This window comes from Pontibacter locisalis, from assembly GCF_042684605.1.
Taxonomy (GTDB): domain Bacteria; phylum Bacteroidota; class Bacteroidia; order Cytophagales; family Hymenobacteraceae; genus Pontibacter; species Pontibacter locisalis.
The window spans coordinates 224,419-240,188 of the sequence record NZ_JBHULU010000009.1; the positions used below are offsets into that span (position 1 = coordinate 224,419).

The following is a 15,770-nucleotide window of genomic DNA, read 5'->3' on the forward strand; positions in this document are numbered from 1 at the left end:
CTAATAAGCAGGAGCAGGCATTGTTTTTCTGCTCTGGCATTCAAAAAAATACTTCCACAAAGTACAATCATGTCTGTAACTATCGAAAAGAATACACTTGAGTTCCTCACTGATCTGGCAGCTAATAATACCCGGGAGTGGTTCCCAGAAAATAAAAAGCGGTATGAGCATGCCCGCAAAAATTATATATCATTCCTGGATGAGCTCCTGGGCGAGATGCAGCATTTCGAACCAGCGGCTCAGGGGCAGCAGGGGAAGGACCTGGTGTTTCGTATTTATAGAGACGTGCGTTTTTCAAATGATAAAAGACCTTACAAAGACCACTTTGGTGCTTACATAACCGAAGCTGGCAGGAAGTCTATACTTCCGGGATATTACCTTCATTTGGCAGGAAATAACAATTCTTTTTTGGCAAGTGGTTTATGGATGCCCCCATCAAATTACCTGAAGGCTGTACGTCAGGAAATTGATTATAACCTGGATGAGCTGGAAAGTATCATAGAGGCCCCTGCTTTCAAAGAAAGGTTTGGTGAGCTTCAGGGTGAAAAGTTAAAGACTACACCCAAGGGATATGATAAAGAAAACCCGGCTATAGAATACCTGCGCCACAAAAGCTGGAACGCTGTTATGCCTCTGCCAGATAAAATCGTGCTCAGTAAGGAGTTCCTGGATGTGGTGCTGGAGAGCTTTAAAACAGTTAAGCCACTTTATAACTTTCTGATAGCTCCCCTACATGAAATTGAAGAGGAAAAATAATTTGCCCCTTTAGCTCTCCATGTTTTTAACGTTGTGGCGTTGCCGGTATAAATACAGTTCAGCCACCAGCCATAAGAATACAAGCGCATACTCAAGCGTTACCAGAGTCAGGTCTTCCTGATAAGTACTGGTCCGGTAAGTGGCGTAGGAAAGTATAGCGAGTCCTGACCAAACGATAGCATAGCGAAACATGCTCATGGTGGTAAGAGCCAGTATGGTGCAGACGTACCAAGGGTGCACAGTTGTCGCCAGAAACAGGTATACTGTAAGTGCTGCAGCCATGTAGCCTGACAGTCTTCTGATGGAGCCCAGCTTCTTAACAAAAGCCATGGCAATGATCACAATGAAAGTGACAACAGATAAAGCCGGGCCTAAAATGGCTATTTGGTTATAGCCTGTAAACCGGAAGCCAAACCAGCGGAGTAGATAGTAAACGCTGGCGTTAAACTCAAAGCGTTGAAAGTATAGATCTATACTCTGAAAAATGTTATTTATAACATCTAAGGAAGCCAACGGATAAAATACAGCCAGCAAAGTAGCTAAGGTCGCTCCAATAAATAGGAGGAATTTTCGAAATCCCAACCTCCTGAGAAGGAATGGAAGAAACATGAGTGGCAGGAGTTTGGTGCCAATCGCCATCCCTAAAGCAACACCTGAAATGACGAGCCTCTGGTAAAATAACTGGTACAGCATGAGCAACAAGAAGAAGATCATGAGGGCCTCGAAGTGCAGATTACCGGTGAGTTCAATGATTACCAGCGGGTTTAATGCATATAGTAGCAGGTGCCTCTCAGGCAGCACCATCTTTCTTAGAAGCCGCAGTAACAGGAACATACTCCCTATCTCTGCCAGCATAAGTATGAGGCGCATTGTCAGCAGGCTTCCTGCTATGCTTTCTGGAGAAACTTTTGCCGCAAGCCAGAAAACAGCCTGCGAAACGGGCGGATAAACGCTGTAGTACTGCTGCGAATTTAATTGTTGAAACAAGTCCCTTGATATGCCCGCTATTGGTGGCGCTTCCGCAGAAAGAAAATATCCTGGCAGGTGTAGATAGGGGTTAATACCTGCATGAAGTAGCCTGCCATCCCAGATAAACCTATAAAAATCATCAGACAAAGCGGGCTCAGCAAAAAGGAAAAGCAACCTGAAAAAAATTGCCGCCGCGATGCCGTGCCAGATGTTTACCTTGTTGTTAACTACGTATATGTAAGCCGCAAAAGTAAAAGTATACAGAAGGAGCAGCTGCGTGAATTCGGTGCGTGGTGTGGTGTAAGCCAAAGCCACATAAGCTACCGCTGATAAGCCCAGTAAAGAATAGTTAACTATGTGGCTTCTTGACATGGTTTATACCAGATCCGTGATTAATATTGTGCTTTAGGTAGTATGGCAACTATGCTGAAATAAAAGGAAAGTAAAGAATTACTATACGTATTTAAAGATGGTAAAAATAATTTTATAACCAGCCATCAGCGTACCCTTTACCGTACCTGACACTTTTGAGGTACCAATTCTTCTCCTGTAGCTAACAGGCACCTCAGCATATTTAATTCTTTTCCGGGCAGCTTTGGCTTGCATTTCTACTGTCCACCCATAGGTGCGATCACGCATGTCAAGGTCTAAAAGTGTCTGTAGCTTTATAGCCCGAAAAGGACCCAGGTCAGTAAAGCGGGCCTTATACATCCATTTTAAAAGAGTTGTGGCGAGCCAGTTGCCAAATATTTGCTGAGGCATCATAGCCCCATATTCTCGTTGCCCCAACGCTCTGGAACCAATCACCAGGTCTGCGTCTTTCTGTAAGATGGGTTGTACCAGTTTAGGCATCTCCTCCGGGAAATCAGAAAAATCACCATCCAGAAAAACAATGATGTCTGGCTGCGTAGCAGCAGATTTTGCTGCTACATAATCAATCGCCTTGAGGCAGGCATTGCCATAGCCAGCATTTGGTTCATGCAGCACTGTAGCCCCTGCCTCTGCAGCAACCGATGCAGTAGCATCGGTTGAATTATTATTGACTACAATTACCTCGGCTACAAGTCCGGGAGGGATTGCTTTTATAACTTTAGCAATAGACTTCTCTTCGTTGTAAGCGGGAATGATGACGTTAATGAGGGGCATAGCAAGTATGAATGGGTGCAAATATCCTCAAATTCTTAAATGTAAACTATTGTTGTCTGTTAATTGTATTTGAATGAACTTGCGAACGAACTTTTTAAGGCAGGCCTGGTTTATATACAGAGAGTAAAAAGATATTAATAAGATGGGAAGAGAAGCAGTAAAAGTAGGTGATAAAGTACCTGATTTCGAGTTGAATAGGCAGGATGGGGGTATATTTCGCCTGTATGACCTGTTAAAGAAGAAAAATGTTGTATTGTATTTTTATCCAAAAGACAGAACCCCTGGCTGTACAAAGCAAGCATGTGAGTTCAGGGATCAATATGAAACTTTTAAGGAACAAGGTGCGGAGGTAGTGGGCGTCAGTTCTGATAGTGTGGATTCACATAAACGTTTTGAACGTATTTACCATCTGCCATTTATATTGTTGAGTGATAAAGATGGGCAACTCCGCAGCTTGTTTGGAGTTCCACGTAAGCTTGGAATTTTACCGGGTCGGGTAACCTATATCATTGATAAAAAAGGTGTTGTTCGCTACATCTTCAACTCTATGACCAAGCCATTGGAGCATGTTAGTACCGCTATAAGTGTGCTACAGGAGCTTGAAAAGGAAGAAGAACTGAAGCACCAGGAAGTATAAGCTTTGATAGCAAAGTGGGTAAAACAAAAGAGGTAGCCGTTTTTTCGGCTACCTCTTTTGTTTTACCATCTGGCTACTGCAACTGTAGTGTTCTGCCTCCATAGTACTCAACCCTGATGAAGCCACTATCCCGGTTAAAGAAGATTCGCTTTAGGTCACCTACTTTGGTGCTGTCTTTATTCACCTCGAAAACATTCAGGTAATTAACTTCATTTATCCGCTTCGTAGGATAAGTTGGGTTGTTCTCATCAATCTCTATCGCTGGACCACCTTGTACAACCAAGCTCACTCTTAGGTCGTTTGGGCTTTTCAGGATATAGGTTGCCATGCCTGGCCACTTCTGCTTTACATCCTGAACTATACGACCGGCCTGTGTATTCATTTCCTCTATACAATCGTCTGAAATAGAATAACCTTCTCCAGGTACATTTTCAGTGAAGGCATTAGAGAGTAAAAACTTCACCTGCTCATTCGTGTTACTGGTGTACCTGATTGTGTCCTGGTTATTGTAAACCAGCCACTTAGCGTCGTCTTCTGTAATAGGTGTAATGGTGGGTTCTCCGCATTCTTCGCAGGATATTAAAAGGGCTGAAGCGAAGAACAAACACAACATCGTTTTAAAATATGCTTTCATCTACAAGGGTGCTTTTGATATTTGGCAAAGTAAGCATAAACAGAGAATATTATGAAAGATAAATATAAATCTTGTCACCCGGTGCCAAGCAAGTAGATAAGAACTCTCAATCAACAAAGATAAGCGGGTGAGAAAAGCTACTGTCAGAAAACGGTGTAATCAGGAAAGGAGAAAAATGGATTACGTTAATCAAGCATTTGATTGACGTTCTGTTAGAGGAATGTCAGTCCTAACATCTTGTCTTTTATTTTTTTTTGTTCTGGTAATCAGTGTGTTAGTCGGTTGTTTTTTTGTGTCAATAAATCAGGAATGGAGTGTAATTAGCCGCTAATCTTAAAACCTTCTCGTTTTTTTTCCTTAAATTAAAGAATAAAACAGTTTATGGACTGTTATCCTGTAGGAGAGCAACAAACAAGAAAGGAGTATAGAATGGCACAGCAGATCTGGAAGTATATTTGGGTAACGGTAATTATTGTAATAGCACTGCAGCTGTGTAGTCAGCAACAAGTACCCTATGATCCCCTTGTTTCGGATGTAGAAGCAGATGCGAAGGTGGACAGGAAAGTGTTTGCTCCGCCTCCCTTACCTGCAGAGATGACCTTTGCCGGCGAACCTGTTCCTCTTGATGTTCCGGATGTGGCAGAGAGACTGGATCGTGAACTACTCGTAAATTCATACTTGCATGCTACCACTTTACTTGGTTTAAAACGCATGCAACGCTATGTGCCTGAGATAAAAGAGCTGCTTGTTGAAAATGATATTCCGGAAGATTTTATTTACCTGGCACTTGCCGAAAGCCTTTTCGGGCATGTTACTTCACCGGCAGGAGCTGCCGGCTTCTGGCAGTTGATGCCTGATACTGCGCGTGGTTATGGCTTACTGGTGAACGGGGAGGTAGATGAGCGCTTTAATGTAAAGAAATCAACGCATGCAGCTATCCGCTACCTTAAAACAGCACACAAGCGCTTTGATTCCTGGACCAATGCTGCGGCTTCCTATAACCGGGGTATGGGTGGCATAAATCGTGCTTTGGAGCGACAGGGGGTAAGTTCTTACTATGATTTGTACCTGAATGATGAGACCTCCAGGTACATGTTCAGGATACTGGCGCTAAAAGAAATTTACGGAAATCCTGAGAAGTATGGTTTTGAGGTGCCAAAGGAACATGGATACCAGCCGCTGCCAACGCGTGAGCTTAAAGTAACCTCTACTATACCAGATCTTCCTGCTTTTGCTTTGGAACAGGGTACGAACTACAAAACTCTGCGTTTGTATAACCCCTGGATAAAAACTTATAAGCTGACAGTGCCGCAGGGCAGGGAGTTTGTGCTGGAGTTGCCTCAGTAGAAGTGTAAAAAAACAAAATTATCTTAATTTTCAAGCAGTCCTCAGGGACTGCTTTTTTTTTCAAGCCATCCTTTCAGCGTTCGCAATATGATATTTGGCCCAGTGCCATTTAATTAATAGTGCTAAGCTAGGTGAAAATATTTGTTGTTTCTAATGCGTTTTCTTGCGTTATTATAAAAAAGTTACGCACAAAAGCTAGGTTGTATTATATATTTTACTTTAATTTAACACCACAATCAATGTGCTTAAGAAAAGGTGGTTAAGCTATTAAAAATCAATTTGTTTAAAGAGCTTTTCCTAATCTTTAAAGAAGTGCGGCTATGTCGGTAAAGGTTCTGTATGCTGTTGTGGGTGCTCTTTAAAGCCAGTTAAGTGCCTTTAAAGCATTCCTAATACTGAATACCACTATTTACCTGCTCTGAATTTTTAAAATTGAGCACTTGTGGCAAGAGCAAACATAGATTAATGCATTAACTTATATTCGATAATTTATTTAAAAATCAATTCAAACACTCACCTATGAAGAAAAGGTTACTCGTTTGTTTACTGGGGTTGGTCTTGCTCTCTGTGCAGGTTTTTGCACAAGGTAAGGCTATAACCGGTGTCGTGACTTCATCCGAGGATGGTTCGCCATTGCCAGGAGTTACTGTTAGAGTTAAAGGAGGCACTATGGGAACTTACACTGGTGCTCAAGGTAACTACGCTATCCAGGCGGAGCAGGGCCAAGTGCTGGTTTACAGCTTTGTTGGCTTCTTAACGCAGGAGCGTACTGTTGATGACAAGAACGAATTCAACGTCGCTCTCAAGCCTGATGTAAAAGCACTAGAGGAGGTGGTGATAACTGCCCTGGGAATAGAGAGTGACAAGCGTACGCTAACCTATTCTGTTCAGTCCATTGAAGGTGAGAATCTCCAGAATTCAAATCAGCCTAACATCGTAAACGCCTTGCAAGGACAAATAGCAGGGGCGCAGATTTCTTCTTCAGGAGGTTCTCCAGGGCTTCCTTCTGAAATCATTCTCCGAGGTGTGTCTTCTTTGACAGGTGATAACCAGCCATTAATCATTGTGGATGGAATCCGGGTAAGCAATGCTTCTACAAACGGAACTGTAAACCGGTTGTCAGACTTCAACCCGGATGATATTGAAAGTGTTTCTGTTTTGAAAGGAGCTTCTGCTTCTGCTTTATATGGTATTGATGCTGCCTCTGGGGCAATAATAATAACTACTAAAAAAGGTAAAGCTGGCGATATGCGGTTAAACGCCTCTTACAATACTTTTGTGGAATCAGTAGGTCGTTTGCCAGAGCAGCAGAAACTATACACTGTAGGTTACGGTGGTACTTTCGATCCTAGTACTACCTCCTCCTGGGGTCGTAAGTACAGAGTAGATGAGCCTATTTATCATAACCCTCAACGCTTCTTTCAAACAGGTGTTACGCACGATGCAAACCTGAACATAAACGGAGGAACAGAAAAGTATACCTATTACTTATCAGGTAACTACCGCACAGGAACCGCTACTATCCCAAATACAGAAACAGAGAAATTATCTTTGCTGATGAAGGGATCTGCACACTTATCAAATAAGCTTTCCCTTACAGCATCAGCCAACTACATCGACAACAGCATTCAGGAGGGATTGGTAGGATCTAGCTCGGGTGGTTGGGCAAACAGCATTTATAGCTATCCACTGCGCTACGATGTCCGCAACTATCAGTATCCGAACGGAGATCCGTATTATGTATTCCACAATGACAATGGTACTCCGGATCTTAATAGAGACGATGCTGCTATCATTTCTCCATTGTGGGGAGTGTACAAAAACCCAAGGAACACTGATGTGAAGCGTATTGTGCTGAATGGCTTGCTGAACTATGATGTGCTTTCTTGGCTTAGCCTTTCCTATCGCCTTGGTCAGGACTTCTACAATCAGGAATATGGTTATGTAAGCGTACCAGGTACACCAGGGAGCTGGGATGGTCGCTTGTATCGTAGTGGAGGCAATTACACCAATATCACATCCACTTTGAATGCCACTGTGAATAAAGATATTACTTCAGATATTCACACAACGATAGTACTGGGAGCTAATGATGAATACTATGAAGGCAAAACGCTCTCTCTTTCAGGTGAAACGTTCCAAAATCCTGATATTCATAGTGTAAACGTAATTGAGCCTTTGAATATCGGCGTAGGAGAAGGACTTTTCAGGAGAAGAAGGTACGGATTGTATGGCGATTTCAAAGTTGAATATAAAACGCTGTTTAGCCTTAACTATACCGGGCGTAACGACTGGAGCTCTACGTTGCCAAGGGACAACCGCTCTTTTTATTACTCTTCACTCGGAGCCAGCTTTGCTTTCTCTGAGTTGTTTAACTCGCAGCACTGGTTTGGTAAACTCCGCGCAAGCTATGCAAAAGTAGGTAAGGATGCTCCTATTTACAGCACAGACGCAAACCTTATAAAATACCAGGGTATAGGTGGAGGCTTTGTTAAGGACGCCATTGCTGGTAATCCTAACCTGAAGCCGGAAACTACAACCGAGAAGGAATATGGTCTTGAGCTTCGCCTTTTCGATAATCGCGTGACATTGGACGCAACCTACTATGAAGCCAAAAGTGAAGATCAGATTATACGAGCCCGTGTTCCCCTAACTACAGGTTATGTTATTCAGACATTCAATGCTGGTAGCATTCATAATAAAGGTATAGAGATCTCTTTGGGTGGTACACCTGTGAAGGCTGGTGATTTTACCTGGGACATGACAGTGAATGCATGGGGTAACCGCTCCAAAATGCTGGAGCTGCCGGACCAGGTGCGTGTATTCCCTTACACCTTCGGGCAACCATACTCTTCAGCAATTGCAGGATCGAAACTGGATGAGCCTGTACTGGGAATTATTGGTACAGATTACAAGCGTAATGAAGATGGCTATGTTGTCATTGGCGCAGATGGTTACCCAGTGATTGACTCGGAGAACAAGCAGCAGTACATTGGTAATCGTGAGCCAGAAGTAAATTTTGGTTTACTTAACAAGTTCAAATACAAAAACTTTAACCTTTCATTCCTGTGGGATTTCAGAATCGGGGGAGACGTGTACAATGCAACTCGCTTAGGTATGATTTCAGCTGGTATTGCTGAGGACATAGGGGAGTGGAGAGATAAAGAGTTTGTATTTAACGGTGTGGTAGAGCAGGGCGATGGGAACTATGTGAAAAACACTAAGCCTGTTGTGTTAGACTACAACTACTTCACATCCAACTATACTGCTGTAGGAACCAATTTTATCGAGGAGGTTAACTGGGCTAGAATGCGTTTTGCTACCTTAAGTTATTCCCTTCCAAAGTCGCTGACTCAGCGCCTTAATGTAGATCGTATGCAGCTGGAACTGTCAGCTCAAAATCCATTCCTTATTACAAACTACTCTGGAGGAGACCCGGAAGTGAACAGCGCAGGACCTAATGCAGGAGGTGCAGAGGGCGGTAGTACAATTGGTGTAGACTATGGCTCTATTCCTTTGGCTAAAAGCTATTCAATAGGTATTTCAGTTGGTTTTTAATTTATCAGTTAATCAGGGACTTTAATCATGAAAAAGATATTATACTTTGTTCCGGCCTTACTGCTGATGCTGCTGTCTTCCTGCGAGGAAAAGCTGGACATCAATCAGAACCCGGTGCAACCAGTAACCACCTCCTCAAATTTAATGCTTCCGGGTATAGAGGGTAACATGGCGTATCACTTGTATGCCCATGCCCGCCTTACTACTTATCATTCCTTCTATTTGACCTCTCGGTACGGGACAAAATCTGTAGAGGATAGATGGGACTACAATCAAATTACGCGTCTGGGTGCATGGCGCTGGCATTATTTTGATGTAGGAAGTAACGCGATAGGTTTAATAGAGCGTGCGCAGGAAGAAGGCTCTAAAAATTACGAAGGTGTAGGTAAGATTATCCTTGCCTTTTCATACCTGACGGCCACGGACTCATTCGGTGACATGCCAGTACTTGAAGCTTATACAGGAGACTTCAGTCCTTCTTATGATTCACAGGAAATTGTGTATCAGGAAATAGAAAAGTTGCTGAACGAAGGTATTTCAGACCTGCAAAATGTGGGTGCGGGTGCCAAGACGATGAATGCATCTTCAGACTTAATTTACCAGGGAAACCTGCAGCACTGGATATCCTTTGCACATGCTATCAAGGCTAAAATGTACCTGCGCACCGCCAACTTCGACGGCGGGTATGACCGTGTTTTAAGTGAGGTGAACGCTGCACTAAGCAACTGGAAGGATGCCATCTATCACTATAGCAATAACCCTCAGCGGGATTGGGAGCGCAACATGTGGGGGCCAAGCACTCCAAGTCCTCAGTGGAACTTTGCTGATATCAGAAATTACCTGACTTATAGCGTTCCAACAGACTTCTTTATGAATTACCTTACTGTTGATGAGCCTGAAATGGAGTACGACCCACGCTTATACAAACTTACAACACCGGGTAAAAACAACAACTACGAAGCTGCCCGAGCCTCAGAGGGATTAGATGGAAGAGACATGGATGATTTTCCAAATCTATACAATGGGTACTGGACTGCTGATAACTCTCCGCTTGCTTATGTACTAAAGGAGGAGCTGTTGTTTATAAAAGCCGAGGTTGCTTTTCATAAAGGAAACACAGCTGAGGCCCTGGAGGCCTATCGCCAGGGCATCCTGACCAACATGCAGCGTTTGGGTATAGGCCAGGAGGATATCAATGATTACATGGAGTCGATGAAAGTGCGTAAAGCTGCCGCTGCTCTAGAGATAAGCGATATAATGATGCAGAAGTACATTGCGCTTTACTTACAGCCAGAGACTTGGGTGGACATGAGAAGATACCAGTACAAGGAGTATGCTTATCCTGGTATATACTATCCTAAAAATGTGCTGCCTGAATTTAAGGGCCAGTGGATACAGCGCCTACCATACGACCCGCAGACAGAGTACATCTACAACCCAAAAGAAATTGAACGTCTTGGTGCCTCTGCAAGAGATTGGGTTACTAAAAAATTCTGGTGGGAAGAAAATTCTAACCTCTAAAAACGCACTTTATCATGAAGATATATAAGATACTTTTATTAAGTCTGGGCATGTGCTCTCTGACAGCGTGCGAGAAAGACGAACCTATAGAAGAGCTAGGGAAGTCATTAGATACCTATCGTCCGGAAGTACAGATGACGGTTAGTAACCGTGCTCCGGAGGTAGGTGATACTATTACCTTTTCTGTAACTACGTGGCAGCGTAACGATGATATTTCAAAAGTAGAGCTGCTTCAGAAAGTGTACGAAGACTTTGGACTATATTTTGAATTAGATAAAACTGTTGTAGAGACCTGGAATCCGGATGATCCGGTAATGGTTGTGACCGATACTATTTATAACAACACTGCCTGGAAAACTTTCCCGGAAGAGGGACGCAGCCTTAATAGCTATTATGTTACTTCCAGAAATGCTTATGTATTAAACGGCGAGTACAAGAATTTTAAGCCAGAGTCAGGTAAATATAGTTTAGAGGGTGAAGAGTTGCTGGATCAATTACCCGAAGAGCCATATAAAATTCTGTTAAATCAGCTTTCATATTCTATTACGGTGGCAGAATATCAGAATCTTTTTCCGGAAGCCACAGATAATCATTTTGTTATTACAGGTGGAGCTCGCACAGGCATATCTAGTGCAGGCAGAGCTTACCTGCAGCAAAACCTGACAAAGGGACTGCTTAAGGAGAAAGGCTTTAAACAATTGAAGAAGGTAGGCGACATACATGCCGTTATTACGGCCCGTGTAACTACTTCTAAAGGCGCGGTAGCCGAACGCAGCAATGAATTCGAATCATCTTACTAAATAAGAAATGAAGCTATATAGATTATTTTTTCTGATGATACTGTCTCTTGCAACGGTGAGTTGTGAGAAAGAAGATATAAGCACAATTGCTCCTGACGGAGAGTTTGTTGTAAATTTTGACTTCCCGCAGCAGGAGATTTATGCACCTGCCAAAGTATTCCTTCTTAACCGTACAAAAAATGCTGAGAAGTATGACTGGCGTTTTGAAGGTGCTAAGTTGATAGGTGCAAACGGTGCTATAATTGATACTAGTGCAGCCACTGGCGTAGTGCCGGATACTATATTTTACGAGTTACCCGGTAGCTACAGCGTAACACTTACGGCTGAAAGAGGCGGACAGGTAGAAACTGTAACCAAGCAAGTTGAGATCAAGAAGATGCAGCCGAGAATTATCGCTCCGGAAGCAATTCTGTACCAGCAGGAAGTACAGTTCTCAGCCAATGTTTTTAAATATCCTGGTAAGGATGTGGTTTATTCCTGGGAATTTGGTAATGGGGAAACCTCAACTGAAGCAACGCCTACAGTAGCTTACCAGCAGCCAGGCGTTTATACCGTTACGCTTACTATCAATGATGGACAGGAGACCCTAAGCACATCTGTTGAAGTAGTGGTAATGGGTGAGCTGGTTAAGACCCTTTACTTTACCGATGCGATTACTGGTAAACTTTATAAATACAGATTTACACAAGTAGAAGAAAGTACACCAGAGCAACTACCTGCCAGTGTGGGCCTGCACCCGCTATCCTTAAATATCTTCAGCAACAGGATCATTATTTCTGATGCCGGAGCTAACCTTGCCTACTCAGCATGGGGCACACCAGCTGACGGGAAAATTTTCGCTGTGGACCTGGATGGAAAAAATCCCTACACGATCACACAGGCTACTGGTCAGTATGGTGATGATCCTTTTGTGAGTACTGTAGATGAGAACGGTACTGTTTACTGGTTAAGCAGGTTCTCGGGTTTACGCTCTATTGCTTCTACTTCTCAGGATGCTATTTATCCAAGTGTAAGATTTGGTGTTACAGCTGCTGATATAGGCGCTTCCAGTACCTACGGATGGACTGATGGTGGCCTGCAGATAGTAAATAATACCATCTGGTATTCTAAGCACGGTACGGGTAAAGGACTTTATAAATACAACATGGCAGGCCAGTTCATTGAAGCTATACCAGGGCTTAAAGAGTTAAAGATAAGAAGTTTTGTTGTTGACGAAGAAAATGGCAAAATCTACTTTGCTGTTAGTGTAACAGGCGGAGGGTATAGCAAAGGCCTATATGTAAGTAACCTGGACGGTAGTAACATACAGCTGATAGACGCTGTCACTGGTTTCTCAGATGAAGGTGGTGCCACGGAACATACTTTTATAACTGATATAGAGATCGATAACACACCAGATGATGGTAGTGCGGGCTACATCTATTATAGCTTCCGTAGCGGCACAGATTTAAGTGCGAGTGGAGCAGTTATTGGCAATGGAAATGACTCTGGTATAAAGCGCTATCCTCTAGATGGCAGCGGCTCTCCAGAGTTCTTCCTGAGAGGTTATGTTCCATATGGTCTTGCAATAGATCACGTAAAACGTTAATTCCCCTGTTTTAGAGGACTCTATAATAAGGCTGGGTGCCACACTTGTACTTTGGCACCCGGTCATAAACATTAAGAAATATGAAAAAATATTTATTCTTAGCCATACTGTCCGTGTTTGCCCTGCAATCCTGTGAAGATGATATCGATTGGGTTCCGGATGATTATAATACTGGCGATAAAGTTGAAGCTCTGACTCCACCTTCAGGAGATTACGAGGGAGATCAAAGCTTTAAGATTGTAGCCTACTATTCAGAAAGTCGTAACCCTGATTCAATTGATGTAAAGAAGTATAAGATGATAACCCATCTTAATTATGCTTTTTTGTATCCGAATGCGGATGGGTCTCTGAAAGAGTTAGGCAATCCTGATCGATTTAAACAGGTTATGGAAACTGCCCGTGCGAATGGTATAAAAACAGCTATTTCTTTAGCGGGTAGTGAAGGCGTTTATTCTGCACTTGCTTCTAATCCGGGTTATCGTACTAAATTCGTAGGCAATATTGTTAACTTTGTGCTGCGCAATAACCTGGATGGAGTAGATTTAGACTGGGAATATCCTCGCGCAAATAAAGCGAACAACATTACCTATACTGCACTGGTAAAGGAGCTGTCTGACTCACTCCATGTTTGGCATAAGTTCCTGAGTGTGGCGGTAACACCTGCTGTTTATGCAGGTTCAGTGCGGGATGGTATCACAGAAGAGTCAATCCAGCATGTGGATTTCTTTAACATTATGATGTATGATGGAATTGGCTGGGACTCTGAAGATCCTGGACAACACTCATCCTACCGTATGGCTGAGGAGAGTTTAAATATTTGGATTAATGAGAAGGGGCTACCAAAAAGTAAGGCTGTTATCGGTATACCTGCTTATGGGAAAAATAGCTCTAACAGCGCCCTTACCTACCGTGACTTACTATGGAAGGGCGCAAACCCGTCTGAAGATTCATTTGTAGTAAACGGTACGACCTATTATTATAATGGGGTTGAAACCGTGAAGCGCAAGGCAGCACTTGCTCAAACACAGGCAAACGGTCTTATGGTTTGGGAGTTTTATCAGGATGCTAATGGGCAGCACTCTTTGCTTAAAGCTATTAATGATAAGTTAGGTAGGCCCTACTAAGCTTTAATTTTAAGAAATTGGATTTTATAAGAGTTGTAACCTGCTCTTGATCTATTTAAGTTAATACTTTAAAAAGCCTTCCATTAACTTAGTAAGTGGAGGGCTTTTTTATATCAAAAAATTAATCAGGAATGAAAGTAAACATACTTGTCCTTTTATTATTGCTTCTTATTACCACTGTTTACGCACAGGAAAGTAAGTATTCTCCAAAAAGGGAGTTCAGGGGCGTATGGGTTGCCACAGTACAAAACATCGATTGGCCCACAAAAGCTGCCGTGGGCGTTGACCCGACAATGCAGAAACAGGAGCTTCTGGATATACTGGATGAGCACCAGAAGACGGGTATCAATGCTGTAATGCTGCAGGTCCGGCCATCTACAGATGCGCTCTATGCTAAGAGCCGGGAGCAATGGAGCATGTTCCTGACAGGAAAGCAGGGTCTTGCTCCTTTGGATCCTTCCTATGACCCGCTTGAGTTTGCCATAAAGGAGGCACACAAGCGGGGTATGGAACTTCATGCGTGGTTTAATCCTTATCGTGCAACAAACAATCTTATCGACTCTCTTACCAGTGCCGAACACATTACCCGTACAAAACCGGAGTGGTTTTTTACTTACGCCGGTAAAAAATATTTTAACCCGGGGCTGCCAGAGGTTCGGGAATACATTGTTGAAGTGATCATGGATGTCGTAAAAAAATATGACATAGATGGCGTACACTTCGATGACTACTTTTATCCTTATCCTGGCAAAAGCCCGTTGCCAGATTCAACAACCTATCAGCTTTATGGGCAAGAATTTGCTACTATTGAAGACTGGAGAAGAAACAATGTTGATATCCTGATCAAGACATTGTCTGAAAAAATCCATGCTGAGAAAAAGTTCGTGAAATTTGGTATTAGCCCCTTCGGAATCTGGCGAAACAAAGCGCATGATCCTCTAGGTTCTGAGAGTAATGGCTTGTCGGGGTACAGTGCTTTGTATGCAGATGCCCGCAAATGGGTGCAGGAGGGTTGGATAGATTATGTGAATCCGCAGGTATACTTTCCTTTTAATTTTCCTGCCGCCCCTTATGAAAAGCTGGTGGATTGGTGGAGTGCTAATTCATTTGGAAAGCATGTGTACGTAGGGCAGGGAGTTTACAGAGCTATGGAAGATCGTGAAGGCTGGCGCGATAAACAGCAGCTTCCAAATCAGGTACGCTACCTTCGTGAGAACCCTCTCGTGCAAGGCAGCGTGTTCTTCAGTTCAAAGTCGCTGACCAATAATCTTGCTGGTTTCAGAGACTCTTTGCAACATGAACTTTACCGGTATCCGGCGCTACAACCCCAAATGCAGTGGCTGGATAATATAGCTCCTGCGGCACCCGCTGAGCTTAGTGATGTTCGGGAAAAGAGGTTTCTGTTCTTCAGGGCAAATCAATCGGCAAAAATTATGTGGGAAATGCCAGCAGAAAGTCAGTACGAAGATGAAGTGTACGGTTATGTCATTTATCGCTTTGAGGGTGATGAAAAGGTTGATTTGCAGAACCCAAGGAAGATCCTGAAAATAAGCTTTGATAAAGGGCTAAATTACTTCGAAGATAAGAACGTCTTCCGTGGGAAAACCTATCAGTATGTGGTTACTTCTATCGACAGATTAAAAAATGAAAGTGCTCCTTCCAATGTGCTAAAAGTAAAGTTTAAGTAAAT

At 43.0% G+C, this 15,770-nt stretch carries 12 protein-coding genes; 9 read left to right on the forward strand and 3 right to left on the reverse strand.

Going from position 1 to position 15,770, the window contains the following annotated elements; all coding sequences use genetic code 11:
- Positions 1–69 precede the first annotated feature (69 nt).
- Positions 70–756 carry a DUF2461 domain-containing protein gene (locus ACFSRY_RS06710; RefSeq protein WP_377504322.1) on the forward strand — a complete coding sequence of 229 codons (687 nt, stop codon included), beginning with the start codon at positions 70–72 and terminating at the stop codon, positions 754–756.
- A gap of 9 nt (positions 757–765) precedes the next feature.
- Here ACFSRY_RS06710 and ACFSRY_RS06715 read toward each other — a convergent pair whose 3' ends face one another.
- Both ACFSRY_RS06715 and ACFSRY_RS06720 read right to left on the reverse strand, forming a co-directional pair.
- A complete protein-coding gene (locus ACFSRY_RS06715) occupies positions 766–2,097 on the reverse strand; it encodes a glycosyltransferase 87 family protein (protein ID WP_377504324.1) in 1,332 nt (443 codons plus the stop codon).
- 81 nt (positions 2,098–2,178) lie between these two features.
- Entirely contained in the window at positions 2,179–2,871 is a 693-nt protein-coding gene (locus tag ACFSRY_RS06720) for a glycosyltransferase family 2 protein (RefSeq protein WP_377504326.1), read from the reverse strand.
- 142 nt (positions 2,872–3,013) lie between these two features.
- Between ACFSRY_RS06720 and ACFSRY_RS06725 the strand changes: the two genes are divergently transcribed.
- Positions 3,014–3,508, forward strand: a complete 495-nt coding sequence (locus ACFSRY_RS06725; RefSeq protein WP_377504328.1) for a peroxiredoxin — start codon at positions 3,014–3,016, stop codon at positions 3,506–3,508.
- Between the two features lie 73 nt (positions 3,509–3,581).
- Here the strand turns inward: ACFSRY_RS06725 and ACFSRY_RS06730 are convergent, their stop codons facing one another.
- Positions 3,582–4,142 (reverse strand): hypothetical protein, encoded by a 561-nt coding sequence (locus tag ACFSRY_RS06730; protein WP_377504330.1) that lies wholly within the window; start codon positions 4,140–4,142, stop codon positions 3,582–3,584.
- 381 nt (positions 4,143–4,523) lie between these two features.
- On the opposite strand from ACFSRY_RS06730, the gene ACFSRY_RS06735 reads away from it, so the two are divergent.
- The 7 genes from ACFSRY_RS06735 to ACFSRY_RS06765 all read left to right on the forward strand — a co-directional run bounded on the left by ACFSRY_RS06735 (position 4,524) and on the right by ACFSRY_RS06765 (position 15,768).
- Positions 4,524–5,489, forward strand: a complete 966-nt coding sequence (locus tag ACFSRY_RS06735) for a lytic transglycosylase domain-containing protein (protein ID WP_377504332.1) — start codon at positions 4,524–4,526, stop codon at positions 5,487–5,489.
- Positions 5,490–6,008: 519 nt separating this feature from the next.
- Positions 6,009–9,047: a SusC/RagA family TonB-linked outer membrane protein gene (locus ACFSRY_RS06740; protein WP_377504334.1), complete on the forward strand. Its 3,039-nt coding sequence runs from the start codon at positions 6,009–6,011 to the stop codon at positions 9,045–9,047.
- A gap of 27 nt (positions 9,048–9,074) precedes the next feature.
- On the forward strand, positions 9,075–10,568 hold the full coding sequence (locus ACFSRY_RS06745; protein ID WP_377504336.1) for a SusD/RagB family nutrient-binding outer membrane lipoprotein: 1,494 nt from the start codon (positions 9,075–9,077) through the stop codon (positions 10,566–10,568).
- A 14-nt stretch (positions 10,569–10,582) separates the two neighbouring features.
- Complete coding sequence (locus tag ACFSRY_RS06750) at positions 10,583–11,368, forward strand: hypothetical protein (RefSeq protein ID WP_377504338.1); 786 nt, start codon at positions 10,583–10,585, stop codon at positions 11,366–11,368.
- 7 nt (positions 11,369–11,375) lie between these two features.
- A complete protein-coding gene (locus ACFSRY_RS06755; RefSeq protein WP_377504340.1) occupies positions 11,376–12,956 on the forward strand; it encodes a PKD domain-containing protein in 1,581 nt (526 codons plus the stop codon).
- 80 nt (positions 12,957–13,036) lie between these two features.
- Complete coding sequence (locus tag ACFSRY_RS06760; RefSeq protein WP_377504342.1) at positions 13,037–14,080, forward strand: glycosyl hydrolase family 18 protein; 1,044 nt, start codon at positions 13,037–13,039, stop codon at positions 14,078–14,080.
- 131 nt (positions 14,081–14,211) lie between these two features.
- Positions 14,212–15,768, forward strand: coding sequence for a glycoside hydrolase family 10 protein (locus ACFSRY_RS06765; RefSeq protein WP_377504344.1), 1,557 nt, complete (start codon positions 14,212–14,214; stop codon positions 15,766–15,768).
- Positions 15,769–15,770 lie beyond the last annotated feature (2 nt).

Coding starts and splice junctions, on each gene's coding strand:
- ACFSRY_RS06755 (WP_377504340.1), top strand. CDS start 11,376: ATGAAGCTATATAGATTATTTTTTCTGATGATACTGTCTCTTGCAACG.
- ACFSRY_RS06735 (WP_377504332.1), top strand. CDS start 4,524: ATGGACTGTTATCCTGTAGGAGAGCAACAAACAAGAAAGGAGTATAGA.
- ACFSRY_RS06765 (WP_377504344.1), top strand. CDS start 14,212: ATGAAAGTAAACATACTTGTCCTTTTATTATTGCTTCTTATTACCACT.
- ACFSRY_RS06710 (WP_377504322.1), top strand. CDS start 70: ATGTCTGTAACTATCGAAAAGAATACACTTGAGTTCCTCACTGATCTG.
- ACFSRY_RS06750 (WP_377504338.1), top strand. CDS start 10,583: ATGAAGATATATAAGATACTTTTATTAAGTCTGGGCATGTGCTCTCTG.
- ACFSRY_RS06745 (WP_377504336.1), top strand. CDS start 9,075: ATGAAAAAGATATTATACTTTGTTCCGGCCTTACTGCTGATGCTGCTG.
- ACFSRY_RS06715 (WP_377504324.1), bottom strand. CDS start 2,097: ATGTCAAGAAGCCACATAGTTAACTATTCTTTACTGGGCTTATCAGCG.
- ACFSRY_RS06760 (WP_377504342.1), top strand. CDS start 13,037: ATGAAAAAATATTTATTCTTAGCCATACTGTCCGTGTTTGCCCTGCAA.
- ACFSRY_RS06730 (WP_377504330.1), bottom strand. CDS start 4,142: ATGAAAGCATATTTTAAAACGATGTTGTGTTTGTTCTTCGCTTCAGCC.
- ACFSRY_RS06740 (WP_377504334.1), top strand. CDS start 6,009: ATGAAGAAAAGGTTACTCGTTTGTTTACTGGGGTTGGTCTTGCTCTCT.
- ACFSRY_RS06720 (WP_377504326.1), bottom strand. CDS start 2,871: ATGCCCCTCATTAACGTCATCATTCCCGCTTACAACGAAGAGAAGTCT.
- ACFSRY_RS06725 (WP_377504328.1), top strand. CDS start 3,014: ATGGGAAGAGAAGCAGTAAAAGTAGGTGATAAAGTACCTGATTTCGAG.